The sequence below is a fragment of the Clostridium sp. NSJ-49 genome, assembly GCF_014287725.1.
GTDB lineage: Bacteria > Bacillota > Clostridia > Clostridiales > Clostridiaceae > Clostridium > Clostridium disporicum_B.
Window position 1 is genome coordinate 1 of sequence record NZ_JACOOP010000046.1, and the last position, 17,306, is coordinate 17,306.

At 29.6% G+C, this 17,306-nt stretch carries 16 protein-coding genes; 4 read left to right on the forward strand and 12 right to left on the reverse strand.

Going from position 1 to position 17,306, the window contains the following annotated elements; translation table 11 throughout:
* Positions 1 to 232: 232 nt before the first annotated feature.
* A complete protein-coding gene (locus tag H8S10_RS14030; RefSeq protein WP_186839287.1) occupies positions 233 to 493 on the reverse strand; it encodes a hypothetical protein in 261 nt (86 codons plus the stop codon).
* 383 nt (positions 494 to 876) lie between these two features.
* On the opposite strand from H8S10_RS14030, the gene H8S10_RS14035 reads away from it, so the two are divergent.
* Genes H8S10_RS14035 through H8S10_RS14045 form a run of 3 tightly spaced genes read left to right on the forward strand, consistent with a single transcriptional unit; the run spans position 877 to position 3,623 of the window.
* Entirely contained in the window at positions 877 to 1,593 is a 717-nt protein-coding gene (locus H8S10_RS14035) for a DUF5058 family protein (protein WP_055262738.1), read from the forward strand.
* 13 nt (positions 1,594 to 1,606) lie between these two features.
* Positions 1,607 to 2,293: a hypothetical protein gene (locus H8S10_RS14040; RefSeq protein WP_055262736.1), complete on the forward strand. Its 687-nt coding sequence runs from the start codon at positions 1,607 to 1,609 to the stop codon at positions 2,291 to 2,293.
* Between the two features lies 1 nt (position 2,294).
* Positions 2,295 to 3,623 (forward strand): M20/M25/M40 family metallo-hydrolase, encoded by a 1,329-nt coding sequence (locus H8S10_RS14045; RefSeq protein ID WP_186839288.1) that lies wholly within the window; start codon positions 2,295 to 2,297, stop codon positions 3,621 to 3,623.
* A 135-nt stretch (positions 3,624 to 3,758) separates the two neighbouring features.
* Here the strand turns inward: H8S10_RS14045 and H8S10_RS14050 are convergent, their stop codons facing one another.
* From H8S10_RS14050 to hypF, 11 genes are all read right to left on the reverse strand, one after another.
* Positions 3,759 to 4,838, reverse strand: a complete 1,080-nt coding sequence (locus H8S10_RS14050; RefSeq protein WP_055262732.1) for a MupG family TIM beta-alpha barrel fold protein — start codon at positions 4,836 to 4,838, stop codon at positions 3,759 to 3,761.
* Between the two features lie 81 nt (positions 4,839 to 4,919).
* The gene (locus H8S10_RS14055; protein ID WP_186839289.1) at positions 4,920 to 6,344 is read right to left on the reverse strand and encodes a PTS transporter subunit EIIC; all 1,425 of its coding nucleotides are present in this window, start codon (positions 6,342 to 6,344) and stop codon (positions 4,920 to 4,922) included.
* A gap of 23 nt (positions 6,345 to 6,367) precedes the next feature.
* Entirely contained in the window at positions 6,368 to 7,264 is an 897-nt protein-coding gene (gene murQ / locus H8S10_RS14060; RefSeq protein ID WP_186839290.1) for an N-acetylmuramic acid 6-phosphate etherase, read from the reverse strand.
* 745 nt (positions 7,265 to 8,009) lie between these two features.
* Positions 8,010 to 8,474, reverse strand: coding sequence for a hydrogenase maturation protease (locus tag H8S10_RS14065; protein WP_186839291.1), 465 nt, complete (start codon positions 8,472 to 8,474; stop codon positions 8,010 to 8,012).
* Positions 8,475 to 8,503: 29 nt separating this feature from the next.
* Positions 8,504 to 9,922, reverse strand: a complete 1,419-nt coding sequence (locus H8S10_RS14070) for a nickel-dependent hydrogenase large subunit (protein WP_186839292.1) — start codon at positions 9,920 to 9,922, stop codon at positions 8,504 to 8,506.
* Positions 9,915 to 10,862, reverse strand: coding sequence for a hydrogenase small subunit (locus H8S10_RS14075; RefSeq protein WP_186839293.1), 948 nt, complete (start codon positions 10,860 to 10,862; stop codon positions 9,915 to 9,917). Before H8S10_RS14075 ends, H8S10_RS14070 begins: the two co-directional genes overlap by 8 nt.
* Positions 10,863 to 11,148: 286 nt before the next feature.
* Positions 11,149 to 11,985 (reverse strand): glycerophosphodiester phosphodiesterase family protein, encoded by an 837-nt coding sequence (locus H8S10_RS14080; RefSeq protein ID WP_186839294.1) that lies wholly within the window; start codon positions 11,983 to 11,985, stop codon positions 11,149 to 11,151.
* Between the two features lie 202 nt (positions 11,986 to 12,187).
* Positions 12,188 to 13,201, reverse strand: coding sequence for a hydrogenase expression/formation protein HypE (hypE, locus tag H8S10_RS14085; RefSeq protein WP_186839306.1), 1,014 nt, complete (start codon positions 13,199 to 13,201; stop codon positions 12,188 to 12,190).
* Between the two features lie 8 nt (positions 13,202 to 13,209).
* Positions 13,210 to 14,289, reverse strand: coding sequence for a hydrogenase formation protein HypD (gene hypD / locus H8S10_RS14090; RefSeq protein WP_186839295.1), 1,080 nt, complete (start codon positions 14,287 to 14,289; stop codon positions 13,210 to 13,212).
* A 10-nt stretch (positions 14,290 to 14,299) separates the two neighbouring features.
* Positions 14,300 to 14,521, reverse strand: a complete 222-nt coding sequence (locus H8S10_RS14095; RefSeq protein WP_055262720.1) for a HypC/HybG/HupF family hydrogenase formation chaperone — start codon at positions 14,519 to 14,521, stop codon at positions 14,300 to 14,302.
* Positions 14,493 to 16,790, reverse strand: a complete 2,298-nt coding sequence (gene hypF / locus H8S10_RS14100) for a carbamoyltransferase HypF (protein WP_186839296.1) — start codon at positions 16,788 to 16,790, stop codon at positions 14,493 to 14,495. Before hypF ends, H8S10_RS14095 begins: the two co-directional genes overlap by 29 nt.
* A 190-nt stretch (positions 16,791 to 16,980) precedes the next feature.
* On the opposite strand from hypF, the gene H8S10_RS14105 reads away from it, so the two are divergent.
* Positions 16,981 to 17,259 (forward strand): DUF2268 domain-containing putative Zn-dependent protease, encoded by a 279-nt coding sequence (locus tag H8S10_RS14105; protein WP_055262716.1) that lies wholly within the window; start codon positions 16,981 to 16,983, stop codon positions 17,257 to 17,259.
* Positions 17,260 to 17,306 lie beyond the last annotated feature (47 nt).

Sequence of the window (17,306 nt, forward strand, 5' to 3'; positions counted from 1 at the left end):
TATCTGACTTTATATTTGAAAGAGTTGCCATAAATCTTACCTCCGATAGTGTTATTATCTATATTATAACACTATTTAAGACTTATATGCACATATCAACATTATTGTCTAACAGAGCCTAAAATTTAAATTCCGCTATGTTTAAGAATAATGTTGAAAATAAGATATTTAAAAAAGGACCTACAATTTATTGGTCCTTTTAGTTCGTTATTATTTAAGATTTTTCATTAGTTTATTCAATTAATTTGCTATTAATTGAATATATAAAATTTGAATATAATCCTATTACAAGTCCCCATAATATAATGGCTGTGATTCGTACAGTTTTTACATCTTTTATCAAATGTTCAATAACGTCGTTCTCAAGAGTTAACTTCCCATCTTGCAATATGAGTTGTAATGTTTCTAGATTACTTGTTATTATACCTAATGACGCTGCTATTAATATGAATACTATCCATTGAACTGATTTATATCTCCAAACTTTCCTCATAAACCCTCCTATGTTATATTAAAGTGATGAACTATTTAATACAATTACGAATTACTTTCTTATTAATTATACACAAATAACAGTAACCATTAAACACTATTTACCATTAAATATGAATTGCTTTTCTTGCTTTAAAATCCTTTATTTGAGTAGTGGAATACGAATTACACCTCATCGTATCTTTTTCTGTTTTAAACAACTCTATCCATTTAAACCAATACATTAGGATAATTTAATCAAATATCAACATATATCTTGAACATAGAGAAATAATTAAGTCCTGTTAAATATAGAGAATTAAATTTTCCAAAACTCTTCTGTTAAATTATGTATAAATATGATAAAATATGTAGTATATACATATTTTATTAAGGAGGGGTTTTATGGATGGCATAACCCAATTAACAAACTCAACAACGATGTACTTAATTTCAGGTACCATCATTACTGCTGTAGCCTTAGTATGCGTATTATTTTTTATAAGAGCGTATAAAGAAGGGATTAAAATAGGAATGGATAAAAAAGATTTGAGTAAGGTTATAACCTCGAGTACCATCTTTACAATTGTTCCGTCAATCGGAATATTATTAGGTGTAATAACATTGTCTGGGTCACTAGGAGTCCCTATCCCATGGTTAAGGTTGTCTGTAATAGGTGCTTTACACTATGAAGTTATGGCAGCGGATATGGCTGCTAAGGTCAGTGGATTACTAGCATTATCTCCTGAATTTATGACACCTGAAATATTAGTTACTATTGTTTTTGTAATGGCAATAGGGATAATATGGGGTAGCATATTTTGTGTGATTGGTCTTAAAAAATATCAAAGTACCATAAAAAAATCTACATCTAAAGATAATAGATGGGGACAACTTTTATTTAATGCAATTTTCATAGGCTTGGTTTGTGCTTTTGTTGGATCATCTTTTGGAGATGTAAGACAAGGCTCCTTTACTAGTTTAATAGTTATAGTAATTTCTGCTTTATCTATGTCAATTTGTGATTATTTAGTTAAAAAGAAAAACCAAAAATGGTTAGATAGCTTTGCACTTTCTATTAGTATGCTAATAGGTATGGCTATGGCTATACTAGTAGGTTAGGAGGAATACTATTATGATGAAAGAAAAAGAAATGCAAATTGATAATTTGGAAAAGTTTGATGATATTATGCATAAGTATGGCAGAATCTCTACTGTTGTATTGATAATTATGTTGTTATCAACTCCATTTTTAATAGCTATGTACTTTGGCGCAAATATTGATTTTAAATCGGCATTAGCTGGAAGTATTGGAATATGTGCTTTATTCTTACCAGCTTCTATTGTAGAGGTTATCACCTATGCACCAATGCTTGGAACAGGGGCTACTTACTTAGCATTTATAACTGGTAATTTAACTAATTTAAAGATACCTTGCTGCATGAATGCAAGAAATTTAGTTGGAACAGAATTTGGTACTAAAGAAAATGAAATCGTTTCAACAATATCTGTAGCTATATCTTCAATAACTACTATCATAGTTATTGCTATTGGAGTAATGTTAATGGTTCCTCTTGAACCTATTATAAATTCTCCTGTACTAGAACCTGCTTTCTCAACAGTAGTTCCAGCATTATTTGGAGCTCTTGGATATCAATATATAAAACAGGCTCCTAAAGTAGCTATCATACCATTCTTGCTAGTTTCTGTACTTTGTTTTGCAGTACCTAATTTAGCATCACAAGTGGTAGTTCTTATAGCTGTAGCTGCTATACTTTCTATAGTAATAGCAAGGATTTTATATAATAAGGGGAAACTATAAAATGAATAATTTAGATAAAAATACTATAGCTAAAAATTTATCAGAAATGATACAAGTAAATACTATTAAAACAGATGATATGTCTCAGTATGAGATATTTCAAAATTTATTAGAGGAATTATATCCTACTATACATGCTAAAGGTGAAAAGGTAATCATAGCTGGCTCACTTCTTATTAAAATTAAAGGGAAAAACAGCAATCTAAAACCGATGCTATTAATGTCTCATACTGATGTTGTAGAAGCCGATGGAGTATGGAAACACTCACCTTTCTCTGGTGATATTGCAGATGATTGTGTATGGGGAAGAGGAACTGTTGATACTAAAGGTGCTTTATGTGCATTCCTTGAAGCAACAGAAGACTTATTAAAGGAAGGTTTTGTTCCAGAATCAGATTTATATTTAGCTTCATCAATTGATGAAGAAACATTAGGAGTAGGTGCTAAAAAAACTGTTGAATACTTAAAAAGTAAAGGTGTGAAATTAGGGATTGTCTTGGACGAAGGTGGTGCTATAATTGAATCTCCTATGCCTGGTCTTACTGGATACTATGCTATGCTTGGAATTATGGAGAAAGGCTATGCTAATGTTGAATTTATAGCAAAGTCATTAGGTGGACATGCTAGTACGCCAACTAACAATACTCCCATAGCTATGTTAGCATCTTTTGTAAATGATGTTAATACTAAATCACCTTTTAAAAAAGAATTGACTAAACCAGTAAAAGATATGTTTAAAGAGATGTCTAAGTATATGGCTAACCCTTATAAATCTTTATTTGGTAATGTAGAGTTACTTAGTCCTATATTGAAGAATGTTCTTCCAAAGGTAAGCTCACAAGCTAATGCTATGCTTACAACTACTTGTGCTTTTACTATGGCTAGTGGAAGTAAGGCTCCAAATATAATTCCAGAGTCTGCTTCAGTTACAGCTAATATGAGGGTAATGGTACATCAACCATTACAAGAATCCCTTAAAATAATAAAAAATGTAGCTAAAAAATATGATATAGCAATGAAAGTATTATATTCTCATGATTGCTCTAAAGTTACAGATGTTAAAAGCGACGGATATAAATATATTTGCAATTGCATAACAAATACATTTGAAGATGTTAAACCTGTTCCGTTTATAGTTTTAGCTGGAACTGATGCTAGACATTATAATGAAATATGTGATTGCGTAGTTAGGTTTGCACCATTAAGGTTAAATAAACAACAATTAAATAGTCCACATGGATTAGATGAAAATATAAGTATAGATGCTCTGTATGGAGCAAGTAAATTCTATAGATATTTCATAGAAAATTATAAAGGAGTTAACATATAAATCAGTTTATATATAAAAATGGAGTACACTTAAGTTCTCCATTTTTTTCATGTACATAATTTTAATATTAGCTATATTTAATTTAAATACATTCAAAAAAACTTTACCATTTATGAATATATTATACTTCTTATTTTAAAATTCTTTATTATAGAAGGAAAATTTCTTCCCTTCATCTATATATCTTAATAAATGAAGACTATTTTCTGAAACTTTTGCCACAACATTTATTCTATAATCTCTTTTCTTATTAACTTTTAATATTTGTAACTCTCCCATATATCTTCCGTATTCAATATTATCTATGGTTATATATCCAATCTCACTATCTATAGTATTCATCGGAATTATTATATCTCCATTTAAATTATACCTGCTTTCTACAGCCCTAATAGCATCTCTTGCTTGATCAACTCTTGGAGTGTATGTTTCTTTTAACAATCTATTTATAATATCGTCTTTAACCATAACTTCAATATCTAACATAATTTCATCTTGTTTTAATAAAGATAACTCTTTTAGTTCTTGAATACTAGGAAGAGAATCACCAATAAAGACAGTTTCATTTCCTAATGCAAATAATTCATTTGCTGCAATTCTTACATCTAGATTTCTATGATTCTCTAGTGTAGGTAATCCCTCTTTAATAGGACCTCTTTTCCTATTATTAGACTGTATAAAGGAAGAAACTTTAATTCCTCTTTTAGATAATAGTTTATTTTGCTTCTCCATATATTCTATTGATATTCCCGTGCCTGCTCTTGGATAAAAATTATGAAGAGCATCTATATTTTTGTATTCAACTTCAAGTTTATCTAACTTTAATAAAAATTCCTCAGTTACTGTTGATCCATTTAATTGAACTTTTATTCCATAAGGATTTCTGCTCATTTTAGCAATTTCCTCTTCATTATATCCAAAGTCAACTCTTATAGTTTTAACTCCAATCTCACTTAAACCCTTTAAATCCATATTATCTAAATTTAAGAACTTAAAAGTATTTGGAGATATATCACTAATTATATCCATATCATACTCTTTTGCTATTTTAAAAAATTCTTTAACTTGACTTTTTAAAATACTATAATCTGCCTCAGGTATATGTAATGATGTAAAAATTCTTGTAAACCCTAGATTTTTTCCATCTTTTAAAAGCTGTAAATTTTCTTCCATAGTATTATCTAATCCAAAATATATCGAAAAACCTAAACTCATAAATTATAACTCCCTTTTTATTAAAATGTGCTAGATTTAATATTATCATATTTAATCTAGCACAACTCTAAATTTATTTAATTATGCATTTTTAACATCAGATTCTTTAATAACAAAATAAGTTATAATAAATCCAGCAACATATGAAATGATAAGACCTATAAAATAATTAAGCATACATTCCGGTTTCATTATTGGAATAGCAACTAACCCTGATGGCCCCCAAGAGTTTGCTAATACATGTGTAAGCATTACATAAGCTCCACCAAATCCTGCTCCAAGCCCTGCAGTAATAAATGGTTTAAACATAGGAAGTGTAACTCCATATATCAATGGTTCTCCAACGCCTAAGAAACCTGCTGGAAGTGCCCCTGCAATAACCTTTTGTAATCTATTATTTTTAACTTTTTTAGCAATAAAGTAAATTGCAATTGCTGCACCAACTTGTCCTGCTCCTGCCATTGCAAGTACTGGGAATAATGATACTCCACCCATTGCTTCTAATTGAACTGCATAAATAGGTATTAATCCATGATGTAATCCAAATAAAACCATTGGTAAGAATAATGCTGATAATATATATCCACTAATTACGCTAACAACTGGATTTGAAGAATTTATAAATATACTTAAAACTGAAACTAGTCCATCTGATAAGAATCCAGCCACTGGCATGATAATAAATACAAATAATATTCCTGATATAAGTAAAGTTAATAAAGGAGTTAAAATTAAATCTAAAACATCCGGAATTCTCTTACGTATTGCCTTTTCTATTTTAGCTAGTATATATACACCTATAATTACACCTATAATACCGCCTTTTCCAGTAGTCAAAATAGAATTTAGAGGCACACTTTCATCATATAATCCAAGAGTTGTAGATATAGTAACTATATTAGCACTAATTGATATAGCACCTAACATACCTCCTAATCCTTCTGTTGCACCAAATTGTTTTGCAGAATTAATACCTGTATATATTGCAAAGTATGATAAGAATCCTCCACCTATAAGTGAGAACATTAATTGAGTCATTTTCCAGAAACCTTCTGCTGAAAGAATTCCTTGACCTTGAAGTGTTGTTATCAAACTTGCTAATCCATTAAATATACCTGCTGCTATAATTGCAGGAATTAAAGGAATAAATATATTAGCTATAGTATTAATTGCTTGTTTAAACTTACCCTTTTTTTGTCCGCCTTTTATTGCATCTTTATTTTGTTTCCAATCCTCAGTTACAACACCATCTCTAGGAATTCCTAATTCCTCAACACATATATCTGTAACTTTCTTAGCTTTACCTGGTCCTAAAACTATTTGAATATAGTTTCCATTATCTACAATGCCTAGAACCCCTTCAGTATTTTTAAGTTCATCTTTTTGAACTAAACATTCGTTCTTTACTGTCATTCTAAGTCTGGTCATACAATTTGCAGCTTTAACAATATTATTCTTACCACCAACTAATTCAATAATCTTTTTGGCTAAATCTTGATTTGTCATATAATATTCATCCCCCTATTAATTTAATTTTCTATGGCTTTTCTAATATGTCCTTTAGCTCTATTTAACGCTTCTTCTGCTTCTTTAGAGTTACAATGTAGTAATATCATTACTATAGCTACTTTAACCTTTCCTCTTGCTTGCTGTAATGTTTTTTTTGCTACTTCTCTATCTGCTTGAGTTGCTTCCATAACTATATTCTCTGATCTTTCAATTAACTTCTCATTAGTCTGCATTAAATCTACCATAAGATTTTTATATACCTTTCCCATACCTACCATACTTCCTGTAGATATCATATTTAATACCATCTTTTGTGCAGAACCTGCTTTCAATCTAGTTGAACCAGTAAGTACTTCTGGGCCTACAATAAGCTCTATAGATATATCTGATAACTTACTCATCTCTGAATTTTCATTACATACTATACAAGCCGTTTTACACCCAATTTTTCTAGCATATTTTAGTCCATAAATCACATATGGAGTTCTTCCACTAGCTGCTAATCCAATTACTATATCATCATTATTTAGATTAATATTCTTCAAGTCTTCTTCACCTAAGGTCTTACTATCTTCTGCACCTTCAACCGCTTTAATAAAAGCTAACTCTCCTCCTGCGATTAATCCTATTACTAAATCATAAGAAACTCCAAATGTCGGTGGACATTCTACTGCGTCCATTAATCCAAGTCGTCCACTTGTACCAGCACCCATATATATTATTCTCCCTCCTTTCTGAAGTGCATTAGTACATGCTTCTATAGCCATTGATATATCAACTAAAGAGTTTCTCACTGCTTGTATTACATTTTCATCCTCCTTATTCATAACAGATGCTATTTCAAAAGGAGTCATTTTATCTAGGTTAATCGTATTAGTATTCATCTTTTCAGTTGTCAGATTTTCTAAATTTAACATATATAATCTCCTTACTTCTTTTGGACATCTATAAAAATTAAATGTCCTTTTATTATTTTTTAATATGAGTTCTGTTAAACTGAGTTAAATTTGGCTCATAATTTCTATTAATATAGGCAGTATATAAAATATCAATCAAATTTAATTATGATATCAGCCAGTCCAGAGTAAATAATAATAAGTGCTAAATTATCTTTTTGCATAGTTTAACTCCTATTCTCAAACTGCTGATATCACTTATCTATCCATTCTTGTATATGTTTACATAATTATGAAAATTTGTTTCACATCTTGATTCTTTTAACAAAACTCTCACTACTTCATCTTTGTATATACATTATTATAAATTAATTGCAATTATGACAAATATTCGATTTTACATAAAATAAAAACACTTACATAACCTAAGTGTTTTAATTCTCTATTATTTATTGACAATAATTAATTAATTAATATTATCCGTATTATTCACTCACATATATTTATATCTTCATTAAAATAGTATATAATTATATTATGTAATTATTTCCATTTTGTTGTTAGGAGGAAATATCCTATGCTTGATTTTGCTAAAGCTGCTTTTCCATGGATTCTTTATGGGCTTGGTCTTGCAATTTATATTAAATATATGAATTCTAAAGCTAAGCCAAAAGATAAAAAATAAAGACGCCATGTTTATTACCACATGACGTCTTTCACATCTTTTATAACATTAATTATTTATTTATTTTATCTTACAACTTTACTAGCTGTCTCTAACTGATGTTAATATTGAATAAATATTATCCAAAACCTCTTTACAGATATTGTCAAAGTTACTTTGTAATCTTTCAGATAACTCTAAAGAAAACTCTATAACTTCAATTTCAATTCCAATAAAAAATCCCTTTATATTAGGTTTCTCTAATCTTATAGCCTTAAGTAAACTTATATCATGACCTGTATATATTTTATCAAGCAATTCATCGCAGTTATCTAAAGTTCTAACTGTTACAGTTCCAGGCTCTTTCATAAAATACGTTGAATCTATTATAATTACTAAATCATCATCCTTAATTTCTTCTATACAATATTGATAATCAGTTTCTCCAACTATTACTTCAATATTTTCATTAATATTCCTTAATGAATCTTGAATTTTTTCTACTACCTTTACACCAATACCATCATCACAAAGTAATATATTACCTATCCCAATAACTTTAATCATAATAATCTGAATCCTATTTCTATAAAGTATTATGCCAATATATTTATTGTTACTGCTTTATGTCTATCGCTAGTTACATGAGCCGCACAACTTAAACATGGGTCAAAGCTCCTAAGAATTCTTCCAACTTCAACAGGACTGCTTATATCTTGAATCTCTGTTCCTATTAATGCCTCTTCAGCAGTACCTCTTACCCCTTTATCATCTTTAGGTGATATATTCCATGTAGAAGGTGGAATAACTGTGTAATTTTCTACCTTTTTATCATTTATTGAAATCCAATGAGCTAATGATCCTCTTTCAGCTTCACTTAAGCCTACCCCTAAAGCTTTAGTAGGAACTTGCCACTCTTTTTGAACAGCCTTTCCTAATTTTGCAATTTTTATTAATTCCTCAGTTATCTCACATACTCTTTTAGCCTCATAGGCTTTTGCTAAAATTCTATCCATAGTAGATATGCCACCTTTATATTCACCACTTAATGTCATTCTTGCTAATGCTCCAACTTCCATTGCAAATCCTTTATATCTAGGTGCATTTATCCAACTATACGCTCCTTGCTTTTTTGGATCTGGGCTTGCTGGATTACTTTTTCCTGGAATCAACGGTTGTCCATTATCAACTGCCCATGTATATTTAACGCTTTCTGTTATATTGTTTATGTCTAAATCTTCTTCCTTACCATTAATTCTTACATTTGGCAATGAATATTGGATTGGAGGTGCATAATTATCATATAAGCCATAACTCATTAAATTTCCATGGCCGCCTCCTATTTTAAAATAATCACTATATGCTTTAGCTATAATTTCTACGTCAGGAATTAATTTATTTATAATAAAATCTTTTAATATTGTAATTATATATCTACAGCTTTCAATTTGTGGTATATCTATATTTGTAGTTATGCCTCCTACCCATATACCATGAGGATGTGGAGCTTTTCCTGTTAAAACTGCTAAACCCTTATGAGCTTCTCTACTTAACCTTATGGCTTCAACATAATCTTCATTTATTTTATTAGTAATTACTTTATCTAATCTATAATCCGCCACTTTAGGAGTTTCTGTCTTAAACAATGGATTTACAGCGATAATTTCCAAATAATCTGGGAAAACAAAGAAATATGTCCATCTTAAATAATTTTGTATAAACTCAAAACCGTTTGCTATATCTCTAATAATTCTACCATTTTCATCTGGATTAATTTTCATTGCATCCTCTAAAGCTCTAACTGACGTTAAAGCATGATGTGTTGAACATATACCACAAATTCTAGGAGTTAATCTTATCATATCTAAAGGCGAGCGACCTTCGAACATTTTTTCAAATCCCCTAAACTGATTTCCACAAACCTTAGCATCTACAACCTTATTATTTTCAACTTGCACTTCTATACTTAGAAGTCCACTAACTCTTGTAACAGGATCTACTATTATATTATGCACCTTCACCACCTCCATACTTAACAAATGGTTCCATACTATCTGGAAATCCTGGAACTGCACAACCTATACAAGTTGTATTGTCTCCAATAGGCCAATTTTCACTATCATTCCATCTACTAACAGGACAATAAGCATAAGTTACTGGTCCCCTACAGCCTAATAAAAACATACACTCTTCTCCTCCGAAAGTTTTTGCAAATATACCTGCATCAAAAAATCTCCTTCTTGGACATCTATCATGTATAAGTTCTCCGTAATAAGCTAAAGGTCTGCCCTCTTTATCTAATTCTGGTACTCCATAATTAACTAAATGTCCCAATACTCCCATAGTCCATACTGGATTAGCTGGACACCCTGGAATTTTTATTACATCATTTCTTTCTAAGAATTCACTTACCCCTACAGCTTCAGATAAATTTGGTTTAGCTGCTGTTGGACCCCCATAGCATGCACAAGTTCCTACACTTACTATATACTTTGCCTTTGAAGCTAAAAAGTTTACAGCTTCCTTTGCTGTAATTTTTCTTCCATTGTATGTACCTATTATTGTAAATAATCCATCTCCTGCTAAAGGTACAGCCCCATCAACTATAAGTACAAATTCTGACTTTAGTATACTAAATAACTCCTCTAATGCTTCTTGGTCTTCATCTCCTTGAATACTCTCAAAATATTTAATATTAAGAAATTCCTTTAGCATGTATAATACATCTGGATCTTCTGCATTTAATAAAGAAATTGCTTCTCCAAAACATCCCGATGTTTCAAGCCAGATAGCATTCATCTTTTTTCTCTCACCTGACTTTACTGCTTCAATTGCTCTTTTTGCCATATTAATAGCTGATTCTCTACCTCTAATTCCTGAACTCTTAACACCTAGTTTTTCTTTATCAACGTAAGTAACAGGAATTATATAATCACTTTGAGTAAAAATGAGCATAAATATCTCCTTGAAAATATTATCCTTTTAGTATATTCATTTAAATACATATATATTATCTGAAGTTTTTAACTTAGTTACTGGAGCTGAAAGTATTATATGTAACAATTTAGAAGAAATAATTATTCAATTTTCTATAATAATATATCTGTAAAATAGCAAAAGACCATGTTCACTTTTGTGTTACATAGTCTTTTTATTGTTAATTTAAAAATTAATACTTTTTAAATACTACCTTATTTTTTATTTTAATTTATTGCTTTAAAGTCTTAGGCTTATTTCTTTATTACGGTAATATATTATCAAAAATTATATTATCTGTTTTTTTATAGCCCATGTGCATATGTTCTTCATTTGCTATAGTCCAAGATAAAATAGGATATTTTGCTTTTAATAATCCTACAGATAAATTATCTACAGAATTTAAATCATAAGCTATAACATGAGGTTTACTTTTAAAGTTTAATAATAAGTTTTTAAGAACAAATACTTCATACCATTCTAAAGTATTATTTGGGTCATCTGTAAAATCACTAGATAACTGACATCTTATAACTTCACTTGCATTATTTTTAAACCATTCAAGAGTAAATGGATTAAAAGACTGTACTAGATATCTACCTTCATAATTTTCTACAACCTCATAGGTTTTTGCAGCTAAATCTGTAGCTTCTTTCTCATCTTTTAACTCTATCAATATAGGAACTTGATTATCTACTAACTCTAATACCTCTTTTAGAGTTGGTATAGTTTCCTCAGTGTTTTCAAGCTTTAAAGATTTTATTTCATCATATTCAACATCTTTAACATCTCTACTATCACCAGTCATCCTTAATAAGTTGCTATCATGGAATACAATTACTTCTTTGTCCTTTGTTAGTTGAACATCTAATTCTATTGCATATCCACTTTCTATAGCTTTTTTAAACGCTTCCATTGAGTTTTCAGGTACATCACCATTATCTAAGCCTCTATGTGCTATTGGCACAGTAGTTATCCAAGAAAAATCACTATCATCAAGTTTTTCTCCCTGTATTGCATAAATATAAGCGGTAGTTACTACAACTACAAGTAATACTAAAACACTTATTAATCCTATTGTTATTTTCTTCTTCTTTCCCATATAATTTTTATTATTTCCCCCATTTATAAATATTTTATTGATAAAATCACTCCCTATATACCATTAAATACTTATAATTTTACAAAATCAGTCCATATCTCTGATATATTAGGAAGCACCTTTGAACATATTTTACCATATTTTTAGAAATTTGTGTCAAAATTTTACAATAATTACTTATAAGTTTAAGAAATAATTAATTTTAGCATATTCTAACTAAAAGCTCTCCTTCTGGCATATTGATTATTCTCTTACCACCGATTTCAGTTTTTAAATATACTCTATTTTTTTCATCATTTACTACCTCACCTATAATAGCCGCATCTTTCCCCATAGGATGCTTTTTCATAGTATTTAATATTTTTTCAGCATCTTCACTTTCCGCTATCACCAATAGCTTTCCTTCATTTGCTATAAATAGAGGGTCTAAACCTAAAATATCGCACATTGAACTTACCTCTTCTTTTATAGGTAGCTTCTCTTCATCTATCTCCATACTAACTAAGCTATGTTTCGCAATCTCATTTAATGTAGTTGCAACTCCCCCTCTAGTTGGGTCTCTAAGAACTTTAACCTTCTTGCTTGTATTTAAAATACTCTCTATTAATCCATTAAGTAGTCCACAGTCACTTTCTATTTCCACATCAAAATCTAGATTTTTTCTCATATTCATAATAGCTATTCCATGGTCACCAATTGTTCCGCTAATTATTATCTTATCTCCAGCAGAAGCTTTGTCTCCTCCAATATATAGATTACTATCCTCTATAACTCCAATACCTGTAGTATTTATAAATATGCCATCTCCACTTCCCTTTTCAACTACCTTAGTATCTCCAGTAACTATTTTAACTTTAGCTTCCTTTGCTGTTTCAGCCATAGAAATAACAATTTTCTCTAAATCAGATATCAATAATCCTTCTTCTATTATAAAACCTACTGTAATATATAGTGGTTTTGCTCCACTCATTGCTAAATCATTTACGGTGCCACAAATAGATAATTTACCTATATCTCCACCTTTAAAAAACAATGGATTAATTACAAATGAATCTGTAGTTACAGCAAGTTTACCATTAATTTTAGGTAATACTGTAGAATCATTTTCCTGCGCTAAATACTCGTTAGTAAAATGCTTATAAAATAAGTCTTTTATTAATTTATTTGTAGCTCGTCCACCACTACCATGTGATAAGGTTATTATGTCCAAATTTATCACCTCTCTTAGTTATATTTATAATATGCTGCACATGTACCTTCCTCTGATACCATACATGCACCTATAGGAGTTAATGGAGTACATACTTTTCCGTACAATTTACAATCATATGGTTCTTTAACTCCTCTAAGTATCTCTCCACAAATGCACCCTTTATTGATTTGTGAGTTTACTATATTTATATTGAACTTATTTTTAGTATCATAATTCTTATAATCTTCTTTAAATTTAAAGCCTGTTCCTTCAATTATTCCAAGACCTCTCCACTTACTATCTGATAATTGAAATACAGTATTTAAAATATTTAAAGCTTTCTCATTACCTTTATTTTTTACTATCCTTGTATATAAATTTTCTAACTTGCTTTCACCATTTGCTTTCATTTCTACTAATCTATATATGGCTGAAATAATATCTAAAGGCTCAAAGCCAGCTATAACTAAAGGTAATTTTTCTTCAATTGATAAATTTTCAAAAGCTTCAGCTCCTATAACAGCTGCAACATGTCCAGGACAAATAAATCCATCTACCTTTAATTCTTTGTTAGATACTAAGCTTTTCATAACATTAGGCATAGTCTTTAAAGAGTTTAATACTGAAAGGTTATCTATACCTTTTTCCTTTGCATTATATACAGTAAGTGCAATTATTGGAGCAGTTGTTTCAAAACCAACTCCTAAAAACACTACTTCTTTATCCAGATTACTTTTTGCAATCTCTAATGAATCTAATGGTGAAAATACTACTCTTATATCTCTACCTAAAGCTTTTTCCTTTTGAAGGGAGCTGTAAGTACCAGGAACTCTAACAAGATCACCAAAGGTTGTAATAATAACATTTTCTTTTTTACATAATTCAATTGCCATATCTATATACTCTTGAGGAGTAACACATACGGGACAACCTGGACCACTTATCAACCTTATATTTTGAGGTAACAGTTCCTTTAAACCACTTTTTAATATACTCATGGTATGAGTGCCACATACCTCCATTATTGTAATATCTTCATTATTAAACCTTTTAAGTTTTTCTAAAATTTCTTTTACTAGCTTAGGATTTTTAAATGATATTAATTCCTTCATACTCTTCACCTTAACTCATAGCATCTGCTAACTCTCTAAAAATTTCTAAAGTCTTTATTGCTTCTTCCCTACATATTTTTTCTATGGCACAGCCTGCATGAATTAATACATAGTCACCTATTTTAGGCTCTTCAATAAGAGATATATTTACCTCTAAAGCTACGCCACCATAACTTACTAAAGCTATATCTCCATTGATTTTTTTAATTTCCGCTGGTACTGCTATACACATTATTAACATCTCCTTTATAAGCTTCTCTTGCAACCATTAATTGTCCAAAGCTTATCCCACTATCATTACATGGTATTTTTTTATGAGTGAAAACTTCAAAACCTTCTGATATTAAACCATTATATATACCTTCAAAAAGTATAATATTTTGAAAAACACCACCACTTAAAGCTACACAGTTGATATTGCTTTCTTCTCTTATCTTTTTACACATATCTACTGTACAATTTATTATTGAGCTATGAAATTTAATAGCTATAACTTCTTTTCCAACATTACTTTTTATATCGTTAATTATCCCTTTTATAATATTATCTGTATCAATAATATATTTTTCATTTATTTTATTTATCTCATATTTATAGCTTTCAACCTTTGTTTTATCTGATATATTTTCTAAGAAAATTGCTGCCTCACCTTCAAAGGTTACTCTTCTATTAAATCCTACCAACGCTGCAATACCATCAAAAAGTCTTCCCATACTTGAAGTTAAAGGACAGTTAATATTATTTTTTATCATAGTTAATATAAGCTTGGTTTTCTTATTATTTAACTCTTCAGGTAAATAGTCATATATTTCTTCACCATAAGTTTTATAAAGCTTAGATAATGCTATTTTCCAAGGTTCTTTTATTGCACTTTCTCCACCTGGTAATGAAAAATAATTTAAATGCCCTACTCTTTTATACTCCTTTAAGGTGCATATTAAGAACTCACTACCCCAAATATTTCCGTCATCTCCATAGCCTGTCCCATCATATGCAACACCTATTACTTTTTCATTAATATTATTTTCAGCTATGCAACTTGCTATATGAGCATGATGGTGCTGAACTGCAACTCTTTCACCTTTAAAATTATTAACTAAATCATTACTCCAATAATCTGGATGTAAGTCATATGCAATTATTTCTGGCTCTATTTTATAAATCTGCTTAAAATTATTTAAATTTCTCTCAAAGCTATTATAAGTTTTTGCATTTTCCATATCGCCTATATATTGACTTATAAAAATATTATCTTCTTTAGAAATTGCTAATGTATTTTTTAGATGTGAGCCACAAGCTAAAATTTTACCTGAACCTTTCATATTCACTGTAATAGGTGAATATCCTCTAGCTACCCTAATTGTTCTTTCATCTTTTAAAGATACTCTCGTTACTGAATCATCTATAGGTAAATAAATATCTCTATTATGCATCAAAAAATAATCTACAATATTATTTAATCTTTCCATTGCCTCTTCATTTTTATAAATCATAGGCTCTCCACTTATATTAGCACTTGTCATAACTAAAATTTCTATTCCTTCATCAAATAATAGATAATGTAATGGTGTATAAGGAAGCATTACACCTAAAGTCTTATTATATGGAGCTAAATTATCTGGTAGCTGTATCTCCATTCTTCTTTTTAAGATAACTATAGGTCTTTTGTTACTTAAAATTACCTCCTCTTCTCTTTTGCTTAAATAACAATATTTCTTTGCCACCTCTAAATCTTTAACCATAACTGCCATAGGCTTATAAGGTCTCTTCTTTCTATCACGAAGTAATTTTATAGCTTCATAATTTCTACCATCACAAACTAAATGAAAGCCTCCAATCCCTTTAATAGCTAAAATTTTTCCTTCCTTAATTAAAGATATTACTTCTTTAATTGAATCATTTGTATCTATCTTTTGATTTTTATTATCTACAAGACAAAGTTGTGGTCCACATTCTGGACATGCGTTAGGCTGTGCATGAAACCTTCTATCTAATGGATTTGTATATTCTTTTTTACATTGAGGACACATTTTAAAAGCCTCCATTGTAGTTGTTTTTCTATCATAAGGAAGCTTTTTTATAATTGAAAATCTAGGACCGCAATTTGTACAATTAGTAAAGGCATATCTATATCTTCTATTTTCAACATCAAAAATTTCTTTCTTACAATCATCACATATTGAAATATCTGGTGATATAAGTGTTGATATATTCTCTTCTTCTTTACTAAATTTAATTTCAAAGTTCTCATATCCAATTAACTCTTTAGAATTAATAGTTATATTTGAAACCTTAGCTAATGATGGAGTATTATTTTTTAGCATTTCTATAAATGAAAGAACCTGCTCTTCTCTTCCTTCAATATCCACAATAACACCTAAAGAAGTATTATTAACCCATCCCTTTAAATTTAAATCAGCTGCTAACTTATATACAAACGGCCTAAATCCAACACCTTGTACTATCCCCTCAACTAATATAACTTTTCTTAATTTATTCATATAATCACACTCTTAAAATACATATTAATCTCTTATTATTATTGAAATTATTCTATTTATATTTATAAACTGTTTAAACAATACATGTTTAAAAATATATAAAAAAAGCATTGACCCTTACGTTACGTAATAGTGTACTCTTTAATTGTGGTTCGAACACAACGCTAAAATACGAAATGAGGATTTAATTATGAATATTAAAGCAATTCGATCTGATGATATTTATCGCAAAATGATGACTGCATCAAAGGAAGAAAAAGAAAATATTTATCGATATGAGCTGATGAAACCTTTTGAATTCAAGTGGCAATGTATAGGCATCCCACTGAAATCAGAAACTGATGGTGGATATGCTTGCGGTTACGCTTTAATCCAACACTATTTAGAAAAGACAGGAAAATCTATATATGAGGCAACAATAACACCAACCGCAGATATCTTAAAGGAAACGGAGTCTTTCTGGAAGTAAAAATAAATGAGATTGCCGAAAATCGTCATATTCAACCAAATAGCAAG